The sequence below is a fragment of the Micromonospora sp. NPDC005254 genome, from assembly GCF_042872525.1.
In the GTDB taxonomy this organism is placed as follows: Bacteria; Actinomycetota; Actinomycetes; order Mycobacteriales; family Micromonosporaceae; genus Micromonospora.
The window spans coordinates 697,654-712,491 of sequence record NZ_JBIAKM010000001.1 but is presented as its reverse complement, the minus strand read 5'-3'; the positions used below and the strand labels follow the sequence as shown (position 1 = coordinate 712,491).

The following is a 14,838-nucleotide window of genomic DNA, read 5'->3' as shown; positions in this document are numbered from 1 at the left end:
TACGATCGGCAGATGACCGATACGGCGAGGACGGCCCGCGCCGGCGTTCCCGAGCGTCCGAGTCTGGACGGGCTCGAGGAGCGCTGGGCGCACCGCTGGCAGGAGGACGGCACGTACGCCTTCGACCGCTCGAAGAAGCGTGTTGACGTGTACGCCATCGACACCCCGCCGCCGACCGTATCGGGCGAGCTGCACATGGGGCACGTCTACTCGTACACGCACACCGACACCGTCGCCCGCTACCAGCGGATGCGCGGCAAAGCCGTGTTCTACCCGATGGGCTGGGACGACAACGGCCTGCCCACCGAACGTCGGGTGCAGAACGTCTACGGGGTGCGCTGCGACCCCGCCCTGCCGTACGACCCGGTGTGGCGGCCCCCGGCCACCCCGATTGACGAGGCCGCGCGCCGCGACCCCACCCCGATCTCGCGGCGCAACTTCATCGAGCTGTGCGAGCGACTGACGGTCGCCGACGAGCAGGTCTTCGAGGCCCTCTGGCGGCGACTCGGGCTCTCGGTGGACTGGTCGCTGACGTACACGACGATCGGTCGGGTGGCCCGCGCCACCAGCCAGCGGGCGTTCGTGCGCAACCTGCTGCGGGGTGAGGCGTATCAGGCGGAGGCGCCGACGCTGTGGGACGTCGGCTTCGCCACCGCGGTCGCCCAGGCCGAGCTGGAGGACCGGGGGCGCCCCGGCGCCTACCATCGGCTGCGGTTCACCGGGCCGGGCGGGCGCGAGGTGCTCGTCGACACCACCCGGCCGGAGCTGTTGCCGGCCTGCGTCGCGCTGGTCTGCCACCCCGACGACGAGCGGTACGCCGACCTGGTGGGTCAGACGGTGCGCAGCCCGCTGTTCGACGTCGAGGTGCCGGTGTACGCCCATCCGCTCGCCGACCCCGCCAAGGGCACCGGCATCGCCATGGTCTGCACGTTCGGCGACCTGAGCGACGTCACCTGGTGGCGGGATCTCGACCTCGACACCCGGGTGGTCATCGGCCGCGACGGTCGGCTGCTTCCGGAGCCGCCGGCCGGGGTGCCCGCGGCGCCGTACGCGGCGCTGGCCGGGCGGACCGTCAACGGCGCCCGCCGGGAGATCGTCGGGATGCTCGCCGACGCCGGTGACCTGATCGGCGAGCCACGCCCGATCACCCACCCGGTCAAGTTCTACGAACGCGGCGACCGGCCACTGGAGATCGTCTCGACCCGCCAGTGGTATCTGCGCAACGGCGGGCGGGACGCCGACCTGCGGGCGACGCTGCTGGCCCGGGGCGCGGAGCTGCACTGGGTGCCGGCGCACATGAAGCACCGCTACGACAACTGGGTGAGCGGCCTGACCGGGGACTGGCTGGTCAGTCGGCAGCGCTTCTTCGGGGTGCCGGTGCCGGTGTGGTACCGGCTCGACGACGCTGGCGAGCCGGACTGGTCCCACCCTCTCACGCCCGACGAGTCCGCGCTGCCAGTCGACCCGTCCAGTGATCCGGCGCCCGGCTACGACGAGTCGCAGCGCGGCCAACCGGACGGTTTCCTCGGCGACCCGGACGTGCTGGACACCTGGGCCACGTCGTCGCTGACCCCGCAGATCGTCGGTGGCTGGGAGACCGACCCGGCCCTGTTCGCGCAGGTCTTTCCGATGGACCTGCGCCCGCAGGGTCAGGAGATCATCCGGACCTGGCTGTTCGACACCGTGGTCCGATCGCACTTCGAGCACGGGGTGCTGCCCTGGCGGGACACCGTGCTGTCGGGCTGGATCCTCGACCCGGACCACAAGAAGATGGCCAAGTCCAAGGGCAACGTGGTCACCCCGCTGGCGCTGCTGGAGCAGCACGGCTCGGACGCGGTGCGCTACTGGGCGGCCAGCGGCAAGCCCGGCATGGACCTGGCCTTCGACCCGGCGCAGATCAAGGTCGGCCGGCGGCTGGCCACCAAGCTGCTCAACGCGTCGAAGTTCGCGCTCGGCCTGGGCGCCGGGGACGCGTTGCGCGCACCGGCGACCGCCCCGCTGGACCGGGCCATGCTCGCCGAACTGGCCACCGTGGTCAGCGCCGCGGGCACCGCCTTCGACTCCTACGACCACACGGCCGCGTTGCAGGCCACCGAGTCGTTCTTCTGGCGCTTCTGCGACGACTACATCGAGTTGGTCAAGGAGCGGGCGTACGGCACCGGAGCGGCTGCCGACTCGGCGCGGGCCGCGCTGGCCTGCGCGCTGTCGGTGCAGCTACGGCTGTTCGCCCCGGTGCTGCCGTACGTCACCGAGGAGATCTGGTCCTGGTGGCGGTACGGGTCGGTGCACCGCGCGCCCTGGCCCACCACCTACGAGGTGGCCCGGACGATCGAGGGGACGGGAGAGCCGGCGCTGCTGCGGCTCGCCGGTGACGCGTTGGGCCAGGTGCGGCGGGCCAAGTCGGAGCGGAAGCTGTCCATGAAGGCGGAGGTGCCGTTGGCCGAGGCACTGGGCCCGGCGGCGCTGCTGGAGCAGCTCACCCTGGTCGCCGACGACCTGCGCGCGGCCGGTCGGATCGGCAAGCTCGACCTGCTGCCCGACCGCACCCCGGAACTCGTCATCGCCTGCGCCTTCTGACCGAAGTCCGCCGCCGCCCGCACCGACCGGCGGCGGCGGACCGGTCGTTCACCAGCCGCGCAGGAAGCGCAGGCCGAGCAGGATGGCCGCCACGGCGGGGCCGACCAGCAGGGTGATCGCCTGGAGGCGGTACGGCATCCGATGCCGGGTCAGCTCGCCCGCGTTGCCCAGCACGATCGCCCCGGCCAGCATCAGGAACACGCCCCACCAGCCCGTCTCCAGGTGGATGAGACGGATGTGGATCAGTTGCAGGGTCACACCGAGCAGCGCGCCGGTGAGCGCGAGCAGCGCCACCGCGCGGTGCAGGCCACGGGCCAGGGGGTGGGCGGCCCGCCAGCCGTACGTGCCGGCGACCGCCAGGCAGGGCAGCACCACCAGCAGCGGCCAGCCCTGCCCCATCGCCCCGAACATCAGCAACGCACCCACCACGAACACCAGCGTGCCGACGCAGGCGATGACGTACCCGGCGAAGGCCCGACCGCCGCCGCGGGCCAGCAACGGCCCGCCGCTGGCCGCGATCAGCGCGGCCGGGATCAGGATGAAGCCGGCCCACCAGTGGAACCGGCCGCTGCCCTGGGCGGCCGTCGCGACCGTCGCGCACGCCAGCCCGGCGACCGCCAGGCTGGTGAGCCACGGCCGGCTGCTCCGCGAGTACGGCTCAGCCAACGATGTCCACTCCGCTTCGACGCTCACACCAGTCAGCCTGGGCCCCGGCACCCCGGCCGGTCCATCCGGCCAGCCCTACCCGTTGCGGGAGGCTGGCCGGAACCGTACCCCGCATGTGCCTCAGCTCGTCTCGCCGGCCACGCTGAACGAGCGCAGGCGGTCGATCGCCAGCACGGTGAAGCCGACACTGACCAACGCGGTCATCACGGAGGCGACCGGCACCGACACGGTGGTCTCCAGCAGCCCGCTGGGGGCGAGCCGGTCGGCGAGGGCGATCACGTACTGCTGGATGGAGAGCACCTTCGTGCCGCTGACGAAGTTGCCCAGCAGCCCCTCCCAGATGAGCACGTAGACGAGGCCGAGCAGCACCGGACGCCGGGTGACGAGGCTGAGCGCGAGGAACAGCGCCGAGTACGCCAGCGCGCCGAGCGCCGCCGCGAACGCCAGGGCCAGACCGAGGCGTACCGAATCGGCCAGCACGCCCGCGACGTAGAGCGGCACCGCGACGGTGGCCGCGGTGACCCCGGCGGCGACCGCGAGCTTCGGCAGCACGATCTGCCAGCGCGGCAGCGGCTTGGTCAGGATGTGCACGACGGTGCCGTCGTCGATCTCCGCGCCCAGCACGCCGGTGCCGATGATCAACGCAACCACCGGCAGCACCACCGCCAGGCCGAGGCCGACCAGCACCGGCGGCCCCCACTCGCCCGGGTCCACGCCCAGCGACCGGCAGAGGATGGCCAGCCCGAGCAGCACCAACGGCAGCGGGAGCAGCAGCAGGAACCGGCGCCGGCCGAACAGCCCGCGCGCGGTGATCCAGGTAATGGTCGACATGTTCTCAGGCCTCCACCAGGTAGGAGAAGACGCTCTCCAGGGACTCGTCGGACGGCACCAGCTGGCGCACCCGGATGCCCTTGTTCAGGGCGATCCGGGGCAACGCCCGGGTGAAGGCGCCGTAGTCGCCGGCGCGTACGGTCAGGCCGGTGCGGTCCAGCTCGACGCCACTCACCGACGCCTCGGCGATCAGGGCCACGGCCAGCGCCCGATCGTCGGTGGAGCGCACCGCGAAGACGTGCGGGCGGTTGGTCATCAGCCGACGGATGGTCCGAAAGTCACCGGAGGCCGCCAGTCGACCGGCCACCATCACCTGCACCGTCCCGGAGACCTGCTCGACCTCCTCCAGGATGTGCGAGCTGAACAGGATCGTCCGGCCGGCGTCGCCGAGGGTGTGCAGCAGATCCATCATGTGCAGCCGCTGGCGCGGGTCCATGCCGTTGAACGGCTCGTCGAGCAGCAGCACCTGCGGGTCGTGCACCAGCGCCGCGGCCACCCGGGCTCGCTGCCGCATGCCCTTGGAGTACGTGCCGATCCGGCGGTCCTGCGCCGACTCCAGCTCCACCAGGTCGATGGCCCGTCGCGCCGCCGCCGCCGGGTCGGCCAACCGGTGCAGCTTCGCGCTGGCGAGCACGAACTCGTACGCGGTCAGGAAACTCTGCACCGCCTCCCGCTCGCTGACCAGCCCCAGCCGGCGGTAGACGTCGGGGTTGCGCCAGGTCGGCTCGTCGTCGAGGGTCACCGTGCCGCGCGACGGGGCGAGGAACCCGGCCATCATGTGCAGCAGCGTGGTCTTGCCGGCGCCGTTCGGACCGAGCAGACCGGTCACGCCCGGCCCGAGGGCCATGCTGATGTCGTTGACGGCCACCACGTTGCCGTACCACCGGGACACCCCGGTCAGGCTCAGCGTGCTCATCAGGAGGCGACCTTCCGGTAGCGGGCCAGCAGGAGGGCGGTCGCGCCGGCGACCAGCAGCACCGCGACCAGGGCGTAGACCGGGCCGAAGTCGCCGATCATCATCTCGCCCGGATCGCCCTCGACCAGCAGGTCACCCAGCGACCAGATGCCCACCCCCTGCACGAGGGTGGAGGGCGAGGCCAGGCCGGCCAGTTCGTTGGCCGTGTTCGACGGCAGGATGCTCAGCACGCCCACGATCGGCGTGGTCATCAAAAAGACCGCGACCACCCCGCCCGCGGCGAAGGCGCGCTTGCCGGTCAGCGAGGCGACCAGCAGCCCGACCGAGGCGAAGACCACCGCCCACAGGCCGGCGTAGAGCAGGCCGGGAAGCAGGTCGAGCAGTTCGTTCCAGACCCCGCGCATGCCCTGCTTGGTGGTGAACGCGGCACCCAGGAACATCACCAGCTGCGGCCCGCCGAGCAGCAGCCAGAGGCCGGTGACCAGCGCCAGCAACTTGGCGAGCGCGTAGTCGGCGCGCGGCAGCGGTCGGGAGAAGTACAGCGGCAGCACACCGCTGCGCAGGTCCCGGGAGACCAGCTCCGGCGCGGCCACCGCGACGAAGAACAGGACCAGCCAGCTCATCGCGTCGGCGAACTGGGCGTACGTGGCGACCGGCTCGCCGAGCTGGCTGCGGACGGCGGCCAGGGCCACCGCGACCAGGGTGACGATGCCGACCACCAGCCACGGGAAGATCTTGGCCTTGGCGCTGCGCCCGAACCCGAAGATGGTGCGCAGCCCGTGCAGGTAGAGCGCGCCGAAGACGTGCCGACGGCCCAGCCGTGGGCCCTCGTAGCGCTGATAGCCGATGTCGTGGATGACGCCGGTCGGTGTGGGCCGCACGGCGGCGGATGACAGCTCAGGCATGGGTGAGCTCCCTCGTGGCGAAGAGTTCGGCCACCCGGTGCCGGCGCTGGTCCAGCCGGTGCAGAGGCAGGTCCAGTTCGGCGACCGCGCCGAGGATCAGGTCGTAGGTGCTGTCGTCGGCGAGCGGTACGAGCAGCAGCCGGCCGTCCCGCGCCACCGGCAGGTCGAGCGCCGCGAGCCGGGCGGCCAACTCCTCGGTGCCCTCGCTGACCTCGACGGCCAGCACGTCGGTGGCCGAGGTCATCGCGGAGATGTGGTCCGCACGCAGCAGCCGGCCGCCGTCGATGGCGATCAGCGTGTCGCAGATCCGCTCGACCTCGCCGAGCAGGTGTGAGCACACCAGCACGGAGATGCCGAACTCGGTGCCGATCCGGTGCACCAGCGCCAGCATCGCGTCCCGACCGGCCGGGTCCAGCCCGTTGGTCGGCTCGTCGAGCAGCAGCAGGTCCGGGTCGTGCACCAGCGCCTGGGCCAGCTTGACCCGCTGCTTCATGCCGGTGGAGTAGCCGCCGACCGGGCGGTAGCGCTCCTCGTAGAGCCCGACGTGGCGCAGCGCCTCCGAGGCGCGCTCGCGGGCCGCGGTGCGCGGCAGGCCACTCATCCGGCCGAGGTGGGTCACCAGCTCGGCGGCGGACAGGTCCGGTGGGAGGCAGTCGTGCTCGGGCATGTAGCCGACGCGGGCACGGACCGCCGCCGGTTCGGTGGTCGGGTCGATGTCGAGCACCGAGACCTGACCGCTGGTCGGGGCGATCAGGCCGAGCAGAATCTTGATCAAGGTGGATTTGCCGGCGCCGTTCGCGCCCACCAGGCCGATGATCCCGGGCTCGACGGCGACGGTGAGGTCGGTGAGCGCGGTGACCCGACCTCCGTACGTCTTGGTGAGCGACTGGGTCGCGATCAGTGTCACGACGCCAGCGTAGGGAGTCGATGCCCCGCACCGACACCGGCGCGCCCCCGGTGCTCCCCTGATCCTCGCGGCGACCCACCCCTAAGGTCCGCCGACGGCGACGATGAACGTTTGCGCCGGTCGTGCGTTCGGCCAGACCCCGCTGCCGGAAAGACCCCTGCCGAGTGGCACGATTCACTTCCCGTTCACCGGGCAGTGTTCCGGGGGATATTCGACCGCCAAAGCGGAAGGATCGTGATGGTCGAGGTTGGCGTCCCCAAGGTGAGTGTCGTGGTGCCCGCGTACAACTGCGGCCCCCACATCGAGAAGCTGGTGGCGTCGCTGCTGCGCCAGTCGCTACCGGCCGACGAGTTCGAGGCGATCTTCGTCGATGACGGATCGACCGACGACACGGGCAAGCGGCTGGACCGGCTGGCGGCCGAGCACCCGCACATCCACGTGGTGCACATCGAGAACTCGGGCTGGCCGTCGCGCCCGCGCAACCTCGGCATCGAGCGGGCCCGCGGCGAGTACGTCTTCTTCGCCGACGACGACGACTGGTTCGCCGACCAGGCGCTGGAACGGCTCTACGACTGCGCGAAGACGTACGACGCGGATGTGGTGATCGGCAAGATGGCCGGGCACGGGCGCGGCGTGCCCCGGGAGCTGTTCCGCAAGAACCGCTTCGACGCCACCCTGGCGAACGCCCCGCTGATCGACAGCCTGACCTGCCACAAGCTGTTCCGCCGCTCCTTCCTCGACGAGCACGGGCTGCGGTTCCCGGAGGGCGGCAAGCGGCGGCTCGAGGACCACTCCCTGGTCGTACGGGCCTACTTCCTGTCCCGCCGCACCTGCGTGCTGTCCGACTACACCTGCTACCACCACGCGCAGCGGGGCGACGCCCGCAACGTCACCGCGGCGCGGCTGGAGCCGTCGAGCTACTTCGCGAGCGTGCGCGACGCGCTGGACATCGTCGACGCCCACACCGAACCGGGACCGCTGCGCGACCGGCTGCACCGGCGGTGGCTGCGCAACGAGATGATCAACCGGCTGCGCGGCAAGCGACTGCTGGAGGCTCCCCACGACTGGGTGGACCAGGTCGCCGCCGAGGTCCAGAAGATCATCCAGGAGCGCTTCGCTCCCGGGGTAGCCGGCGGCCTGCCGCCGCTGCAACGGGCCGTGGCGTACCTGACCGAGCGGGGCCGGGTCGAGGACCTGCGGCGGCTGGCCCGGTGGGAGGCGGGCATCGCCGGGCACGGCCGGATCGACGAGCTCCAGCCGGACGAGCACGCCGTCACGGTCACCGTTGCCGCCGAGCTGCGCTCCGCGGACCAGCCGATCGGGTTCCGCGCCGACGACGGGCGCGACGTGCTGGTGCTTCCGGTCGGTGAGATCTCCCCCGACGTGCTCGACTCCACCGCGCAGGTCCGCAAGGCCCGCCTCGACGTGGTCGCCCGCCGCCGGGAGACCGGCGACGAGATCTTCCTGCCGGTGCAGTTCCAGACCGAGCGGGTCGCCGGTCCCGGCGGCGCGGAGACCGTCCACCTGGTGCACCGCGCCACCACCACGATCGACTTCCGCGCCCTCAACGGCGGTCGTACGCGGGGCAGTTGGCTCCTCAAGGCACGGATCACCAACGCCGGATGGACCGAGGACGCGCGGCTGCCGCTGCTCTTCATCTGCCCGGCCGACGGCGCGCCCCCGCGGATCCGCGACGAGCGAAAGGTCTGGAACTGGCTGCGGTCCGCGGTGGGTCGCCGGGTCCGTCGCTGACCCGACCGTCCGGGTCGTGGAGTGGCGGCCTCGACCGATCGGCGGTCGGCTGCGAAACTGTGTGCCGGTCAGCGAGTGGGGGGTGTGGATGAGCAACGGCTGGGTGCTGCCCGACGAGGTGCTCCGGGACGCGCCGGCGTACACGCCGCGTCCCGGTGAGCTCGCGGATCTGGAGCTGCTGCTGACCGGCGCGTACGCCCCCCTGACCGGCTTCATGACCCGCGCCGACCTGGTGTCGGTGAGCCGACGCGGCCGGCTGGCCGACGGCACGCCGTGGCAGGTTCCGGTGACCCTGCAGGTGCCGGCCGCGCTGGCGCAGGGCTTCGACCCGCGCGATGAGGCCCGCCGGGCCCTGGTGCTGACCGACGGCGAGGGGGCGCCGGTCGCCGCCCTGGACGTCGCGGACGTCTGGCCGGTACGCGAGGGCGTGGCGGGCCTGGGTGGCCAGCTCCGCCGGCTCGGCGAGGGCGGTCACGGCCCGTTCCAGCGGTTGCGGCGCAGCCCGGCGGAGGTCCGCGCGCTGCTGCCTCCGGGTCGGGTGCTCGGGGTCATCGCCGACCGTCCGCTGCACCGGCCGCAGCTCGCCCAGATCGCGCACGCGGCCCGCACCCTGGCCGCGCACCTGCTGGTGATGATCCCGGTCGGCGAGGGCGGTGTCGGCGGGCTCGCACCGGAGGCGCTGGTGCGTACGATCTTCGCCGCCCGGGACCGGATGCCCCCGGCCACCCTGGTGGCCGTGCCGCTGTCGCATCGGCGGGAGGAGATCAGCGACGCGCTGCTGCGTGCGCGCGTCTCCGCCGCGTACGGGGTCACCCACCTGCTCTCGACCGGGGACATGCTCTCCGGCGCCGGGCTGCGGGTGCTGGTGCCGCGCGAGCTGGCGTACGACAACCGGGACGGGCAGTGGCGCTGGCGGGAGGACATCCCGCCGCGCAACCGCCGCCTCGCGCTCACCCAGGACGAGATCGACGACCTGCTCGACCGGGGCTTCCCGCTGCCGGAGTGGCACACGCCTCCGGCGGTGGCGAAGGAGTTGGCTCGGGCCCGGCCGCCGCGCCGGCACCGGGGGCTGGTGGTCTTCCTGACCGGCCTCTCCGGCTCCGGCAAGTCCACCATCGCCCGGGGGCTGGCGGACGCGTTGCGGGAGAACGGCGACCGGACGGTGACCCTGCTCGACGGGGACGTGGTACGTCGGGAGCTCTCCGCCGGGCTGGGCTTCAGCAAGGCCGACCGGGATCTCAACGTCCGGCGGATCGGCTGGGTGGCGGCCGAGATCGCCCGGCACCACGGGGTGAGCATCTGTTGCCCGATCGCCCCGTACGCGGCGGCCCGCGCGACGGCGCGGGAGATGGCCCTGTCCGCCGGGGCGGGCTTCGTGCTGGTGCACGTCGCGACGCCGCTGGAGGTGTGCGAGCAGCGGGACCGCAAGGGCCTGTACGCGCGGGCCCGCGCCGGTCTGCTCACCGGCATGACCGGCATCGACGACCCGTACGAGGAGCCGACGGACGCGGACCTGGTGCTCGACACCACCCACCTGAGCGTCGCGGACGCGGTGCAGGCCGTGCTGCACCACCTGACCGAGAGCGGCTGGGTGGAGTTGAAGATCCAGTCGGCCTGAGGCGTCGTCCCACCCCTTTCCTTCCGCCGGTTCCGGGCACGCGCTAGTGTTCATCTTTGTTGGAACACGTTCGACCGCGTGAGAGTACGTGGACCCCTGGGAGGCACGGCTGATGCTCGCTCAGCAGCGGCAGTCGGCGATCCTGGATCGGGTCCGGTCCGCCGGTGGCGTTCGGGTGAGCGACCTGGCGACCGAGTTCGGCGTCTCCGACATGACCATCCGCCGCGACCTGGAGGCCCTGCACGAGCGCGGCCTGCTGGCCAAGGTGCACGGCGGCGCCACCGCGGCCGGCCCCAGCTCGACCGACGAGCCGGGCTTCCACGCCAAGTCGGTCCGGCAACTGCCGGAGAAGGCCGCGATCGCGGACCGGGCGGCGCGGCTCGTCCGGCCCGGTGCGGCGGTCGCCCTCTCCGCCGGCACCACCACCGCCGAACTGGCCCGCCGACTGGTGGACGTTCCCGGCCTGACCGTGGTGACCAACTCGCTGCCGGTGGCCGAGATCCTGCACGCCGGAGGCCGGCCCGATCAGACGGTGGTGCTCACCGGCGGCGTACGGACACCGTCGGACGCGCTGGTCGGCCCGCTCGCGGTCGGCGCCGTCCGGCGGCTGCACCTCGACCTGCTCTTCCTCGGCGTCCACGGCATCACCGAGCGGGCCGGCTTCACCACCCCGAACCTCATGGAGGCGGAGATCGACCGGGCGCTGGTGGCCGCGGCGGACCGGCTGGTGGTGCTCGCCGACCACACGAAGTGGGGCACCGTGGGCATCTCCTCGATCGTCGAGCTGTCGGCAGCCCACGTGCTGGTCAGCGACGAGGCGTTGCCCCCGCCCGCACGACGGGTACTCGGCGAACAGGTGGGCGAATTGATCATGGCAAAGGCAACAAGGGCGGGCCGCGCGACGCGCACGCCGACGAGTGAGGAGACGGCGACGTGAAGCGCACCGCGATCAACCTGGCCGACGGCCGGGAGCTGATCTACTTCGACGAGGACGACGACGCCGTCCGCGACCAGCCGGACCGCCGGGACCTGCCGCCACCGCCACCCGCGTCGCAACTGCGCTACGACCCGCTGACCGACGAGTGGGTGGCCGTGGCCGTGCACCGGCAGACCCGCACCTTCCTCCCGCCGGCGAACGAGTGCCCGCTCGACCCCTCGGTGGGCGACCGACTGACCGAGATCCCCGCTCCGGACTACGACGTGGTGGTCTTCGAGAACCGGTTCCCGTCGTTGAGTGGCCGCGTCGCCGACGAGCCCGGGGAGATCACCCCGTTCACGCCGGTCCGGCCGGGCCTGGGCCGGTGCGAGGTGGTCTGCTTCACCTCCGACCACAACGCCTCCTTCGCCAGCCTCCCGCCGCGTCGCGTCCGCACCGTGCTGGACGCGCTCGCCGACCGGACCGAGGTGCTCGGCGAGCTGCCCGGCGTGGAGCAGGTGTTCTGCTTCGAGAACCGGGGCGTCGAGATCGGCGTCACGCTGCACCACCCGCACGGGCAGATCTACGCGTACCCCTTCGTGACGCCGCGCACCCGGGCGCTGCTGGCCGCGGCCCGCCGGCACGCCGAGCGGACCGGCGGGGGCAACCTGTACGCGGACGTGCTGGCCGCCGAGCGCGCGGCCGGCGAGCGGGTGGTCACCGAGAACGAGCACTGGACGGCGTTCGTGCCGGCGGCGGCCCGCTGGCCGTTCGAGGTGCATGTCGCGCCGCGCCGCGTGGTGCCGGACATCCCGGCGCTCACCGAAAGCGAGCGGGACGCCTTCGGGCCGCTCTACCTGGATCTGCTGCGCCGCTTCGACGGCCTGTTCGACATGCCGATGCCCTACATCGCGGCGTGGCACCAGGCGCCGGTGCGGATCGACCGCGAGCTGGGCCACCTGCACCTTCAGCTGTTCAGCATCCGACGGGCGAAGGACAAGCTGAAGTACCTGGCCGGCTCCGAGTCGGGGATGGGCGTCTTCATCAACGACATCTCCCCCGAGCGCGCCGCCGAACTGCTCCGCGCCGCCTGAGCCTGGCGAGCCGGCAGAGCCGGCGTTCCGGGCCTGGCGGGAAACAGGGCGCGGGGGGCCCGGGACAGGGCCCCCCGCAGGGAAGGGACGGCTGGCTGTGCTCGACACAGCCGGGAAGGCTGGCTGATCGGCACGCATCCGCGGTCGACCGCGGTCAACCTTCCTTGGACGCGACTGGCATCTCGTCCACCCTGGTCAACGAGGCGCGCGAGGCCGGGTGACGCGGCAGGCGTGTCAGCCGGCAGACACGCCGGAGCCCGCCGGCGGGTGCCGACGGGCTCCGGTGCTGGTGCGGTCGAATCAGGCAGCGAGCCTGCGGGCCAGGTTCTCGTCGAGCGCGTTCATGAACTCGTCGGTGGTCAGCCACGGGGCGTCGCGCGAGATGAGCAGCGCGAGATCCTTGGTCATCTGGCCACCCTCGACGGTGTCGATGATGACCTGCTCCAGGGTGTTGGCGAACTCGGTCACCGCCGGCGTGCCGTCCAGCTTGCCCCGGTGGGCCAGGCCCCGGGTCCAGGCGTAGATCGACGCGATCGGGTTGGTCGAGGTCTTCTCGCCCTTCTGGTACTGCCGGTAGTGCCGGGTGACCGTGCCGTGCGCGGCCTCGGCCTCGACGGTACGGCCGTCCGGGGAGAGCAGGACCGAGGTCATCAGACCCAGCGAGCCGAAGCCCTGCGCCACGGTGTCGGACTGCACGTCACCGTCGTAGTTCTTGCAGGCCCAGACGTACCCGCCCTCCCACTTGAGCGCGGCGGCGACCATGTCGTCGATGAGCCGGTGCTCGTAGGTGATGCCGGCGGCGGCGAACTCGTCCTTGAACTCGGTCTCGAACACCTCGGCGAAGATGTCCTTGAACCGGCCGTCGTACGCCTTGAGGATGGTGTTCTTGGTGGACAGGTAGACCGGGTAGTTGCGGTCCAGCCCGTACCGGAACGAGGCGCGGGCGAAGTCCCGGATCGACTCGTCGTAGTTGTACATGCCCATGGCGATGCCGCCGCCGGGGAAGTTGGCGACCTCCATCTCCATCGGCGCGCCGCCGTCTGCCGGGGTGTAGGTGATGGTCACCGTGCCCGGGCCGGGGACGACGAAGTCGGTGGCCTTGTACTGGTCACCGTGGGCGTGCCGGCCGATGATGATCGGCTTGGTCCAGCCGGGGACCAGCCGCGGCACGTTGGACATGATGATCGGCTCACGGAAGACGACGCCGCCGAGGATGTTGCGGATGGTGCCGTTGGGCGACCGCCACATCTTCTTCAGGCCGAACTCCTCGACCCGGGCCTCGTCCGGGGTGATGGTCGCGCACTTGACGCCGACGCCGTGCTCCTTGATGGCGTTGGCGGCGTCGATCGTGACCTGGTCGTCGGTCTCGTCGCGGTGCTGGATCGACAGGTCGTAGTAGTGCAGGTCGACGTCGAGGTAGGGCAGGATCAGCTGCTCCCGGATCTGCTTCCAGATGATCCGGGTCATCTCGTCGCCGTCGAGCTCCACGACCGGGTTGTTTACCTTGATCTTCGCCATCGGCCGGCGCTCCTCTCGGGGGACACGTGCTCAAGCAGTACGAGCGTACTGCAATTGGGCCGGCAGCCCTCAGCCGGCCTCGACCGACCGGAGAACCGGGCTGCACGACACAGCAGTTCCCTGACACCATCGCTCGATGCCACTTCGCCGCACCCTCGGGTCTATCACGGTTACCGCGCTCACCGACGGCGAGGGTGCCTTCTTCCAGCCCCGCGCGGAGGCGTTTCCGCACGCCACGGCGGCCCAGTGGCAGGAGGCCGACCGCCGCGACCCCGCCTCGGTCACCGCCGACGGGCGGTGGTGGCTGCCGTTTCGCAGCTTCGCGATCCGTTCGGGTGACGGGCCGGTGACCCTTGTCGACGCCGGGATCGGCCCGACCGACGCACCCGCCGCGAGCTGGGCGCCGGTGCCCGGTCGGCTACCCGCCGAACTGGCCGCCGCCGGCATCGACCCGGTCGACGTCGACACGGTCGTACTGACCCACCTGCACAGCGACCACATCGGCTGGGCGGTCACCGGCACACCGGGCCGGCCGTACTTCCCGAACGCCAGCTACCTGCTCCAGCGCACCGAACTGGAGGCGGCGGAGGCGATCAACCCAGGGCTGCCGGCCGGGCTGGTCGCGCCGTTGCGCGCCGCCGGCCAGCTCCGGGTGGTCGACGGCGAGACAACCCTGACCCCTGCGGTACGACTGCTGCCCACTCCCGGGCACACCCCCGGCCACCAGTCGGTGCTCCTGACAGCGGCCGACGAGCGAATGCTGCTCACCGGCGATCTCCTGGTGCACCTGGTGCAACTGATCGACCCCACCCTGGCGTACGCCCACGAGGTAGACCCCGACGAAGCGCGCGCCTCCCGCCTAACGGCCCTGCACACCCACAACCCCACCCTCCTAGCCACCCCCCACCTCTCCACCCCCTTCACCCCCGCCCACCCGTGTTGATCAAGAGGTTTGGGTCAGGAATCGCGGTCGTGGTGACGCAAACCTCTTGATCAACGGGGTCGGGGTGGGGCGGGAGCGCAGGAGGGGGGGGGGGGGGGGGGGGGGGGGCGCCCCGGGGGGGGGGGGGGGGGGGGGGGGGGGGGGGGGGGGGGCGGGGGGGGGGGGGGGGGCGGGGGGGGGGGGGGCGGCGGGGGG

At 72.1% G+C, this 14,838-nt stretch carries 12 protein-coding genes; 6 read left to right on the top strand and 6 right to left on the bottom strand.

Annotation, left to right across the window (positions count from 1 at the left end):
- Positions 1-12: 12 nt before the first annotated feature.
- A complete protein-coding gene (valS, locus tag ACFYPR_RS03410) occupies positions 13-2,577 on the top strand; it encodes a valine--tRNA ligase (RefSeq protein ID WP_387258466.1) in 2,565 nt (854 codons plus the stop codon).
- 48 nt (positions 2,578-2,625) lie between these two features.
- Here valS and ACFYPR_RS03405 read toward each other — a convergent pair whose 3' ends face one another.
- The 5 genes from ACFYPR_RS03405 to ACFYPR_RS03385 form a co-directional block, all read right to left on the bottom strand.
- Positions 2,626-3,270 (bottom strand): hypothetical protein, encoded by a 645-nt coding sequence (locus ACFYPR_RS03405; protein ID WP_354857111.1) that lies wholly within the window; start codon positions 3,268-3,270, stop codon positions 2,626-2,628.
- A gap of 93 nt (positions 3,271-3,363) precedes the next feature.
- Positions 3,364-4,074 carry an ABC transporter permease subunit gene (locus ACFYPR_RS03400; RefSeq protein WP_354857112.1) on the bottom strand — a complete coding sequence of 237 codons (711 nt, stop codon included), beginning with the start codon at positions 4,072-4,074 and terminating at the stop codon, positions 3,364-3,366.
- A gap of 4 nt (positions 4,075-4,078) precedes the next feature.
- The gene (locus ACFYPR_RS03395) at positions 4,079-4,990 is read right to left on the bottom strand and encodes an ABC transporter ATP-binding protein (protein ID WP_354857113.1); all 912 of its coding nucleotides are present in this window, start codon (positions 4,988-4,990) and stop codon (positions 4,079-4,081) included.
- Positions 4,990-5,895 (bottom strand): ABC transporter permease, encoded by a 906-nt coding sequence (locus ACFYPR_RS03390; RefSeq protein WP_354857116.1) that lies wholly within the window; start codon positions 5,893-5,895, stop codon positions 4,990-4,992. Before ACFYPR_RS03390 ends, ACFYPR_RS03395 begins: the two co-directional genes overlap by 1 nt.
- Positions 5,888-6,802, bottom strand: a complete 915-nt coding sequence (locus tag ACFYPR_RS03385) for an ABC transporter ATP-binding protein (RefSeq protein ID WP_354857119.1) — start codon at positions 6,800-6,802, stop codon at positions 5,888-5,890. The genes ACFYPR_RS03390 and ACFYPR_RS03385 overlap by 8 nt, the downstream gene beginning before the upstream one ends.
- 237 nt (positions 6,803-7,039) lie before the next feature.
- On the opposite strand from ACFYPR_RS03385, the gene ACFYPR_RS03380 reads away from it, so the two are divergent.
- The 4 genes from ACFYPR_RS03380 (at position 7,040) to galT (ending at position 12,182) form a co-directional block, all read left to right on the top strand.
- Positions 7,040-8,554, top strand: coding sequence for a glycosyltransferase family 2 protein (locus tag ACFYPR_RS03380; protein ID WP_354857121.1), 1,515 nt, complete (start codon positions 7,040-7,042; stop codon positions 8,552-8,554).
- Positions 8,555-8,642: 88 nt separating this feature from the next.
- Positions 8,643-10,172 carry an adenylyl-sulfate kinase gene (cysC, locus tag ACFYPR_RS03375; protein WP_355138206.1) on the top strand — a complete coding sequence of 510 codons (1,530 nt, stop codon included), beginning with the start codon at positions 8,643-8,645 and terminating at the stop codon, positions 10,170-10,172.
- Between the two features lie 112 nt (positions 10,173-10,284).
- Complete coding sequence (locus ACFYPR_RS03370) at positions 10,285-11,109, top strand: DeoR/GlpR family DNA-binding transcription regulator (RefSeq protein ID WP_387258464.1); 825 nt, start codon at positions 10,285-10,287, stop codon at positions 11,107-11,109.
- Positions 11,106-12,182, top strand: coding sequence for a galactose-1-phosphate uridylyltransferase (gene galT, locus ACFYPR_RS03365; RefSeq protein WP_387258462.1), 1,077 nt, complete (start codon positions 11,106-11,108; stop codon positions 12,180-12,182). The genes ACFYPR_RS03370 and galT overlap by 4 nt, the downstream gene beginning before the upstream one ends.
- A 300-nt stretch (positions 12,183-12,482) precedes the next feature.
- Here galT and ACFYPR_RS03360 read toward each other — a convergent pair whose 3' ends face one another.
- On the bottom strand, positions 12,483-13,700 hold the full coding sequence (locus tag ACFYPR_RS03360) for an NADP-dependent isocitrate dehydrogenase (RefSeq protein ID WP_354857130.1): 1,218 nt from the start codon (positions 13,698-13,700) through the stop codon (positions 12,483-12,485).
- Positions 13,701-13,836: 136 nt separating this feature from the next.
- Between ACFYPR_RS03360 and ACFYPR_RS03355 the strand changes: the two genes are divergently transcribed.
- Entirely contained in the window at positions 13,837-14,643 is an 807-nt protein-coding gene (locus ACFYPR_RS03355) for an MBL fold metallo-hydrolase (RefSeq protein ID WP_387258460.1), read from the top strand.
- Positions 14,644-14,838: the final 195 nt, after the last annotated feature.

Coding starts and splice junctions, on each gene's coding strand:
- valS (WP_387258466.1), top strand. CDS start 13: ATGACCGATACGGCGAGGACGGCCCGCGCCGGCGTTCCCGAGCGTCCG.
- ACFYPR_RS03400 (WP_354857112.1), bottom strand. CDS start 4,074: ATGTCGACCATTACCTGGATCACCGCGCGCGGGCTGTTCGGCCGGCGC.
- ACFYPR_RS03395 (WP_354857113.1), bottom strand. CDS start 4,990: ATGAGCACGCTGAGCCTGACCGGGGTGTCCCGGTGGTACGGCAACGTG.
- ACFYPR_RS03390 (WP_354857116.1), bottom strand. CDS start 5,895: ATGCCTGAGCTGTCATCCGCCGCCGTGCGGCCCACACCGACCGGCGTC.
- ACFYPR_RS03380 (WP_354857121.1), top strand. CDS start 7,040: ATGGTCGAGGTTGGCGTCCCCAAGGTGAGTGTCGTGGTGCCCGCGTAC.
- cysC (WP_355138206.1), top strand. CDS start 8,643: ATGAGCAACGGCTGGGTGCTGCCCGACGAGGTGCTCCGGGACGCGCCG.
- ACFYPR_RS03370 (WP_387258464.1), top strand. CDS start 10,285: ATGCTCGCTCAGCAGCGGCAGTCGGCGATCCTGGATCGGGTCCGGTCC.
- ACFYPR_RS03360 (WP_354857130.1), bottom strand. CDS start 13,700: ATGGCGAAGATCAAGGTAAACAACCCGGTCGTGGAGCTCGACGGCGAC.
- ACFYPR_RS03355 (WP_387258460.1), top strand. CDS start 13,837: ATGCCACTTCGCCGCACCCTCGGGTCTATCACGGTTACCGCGCTCACC.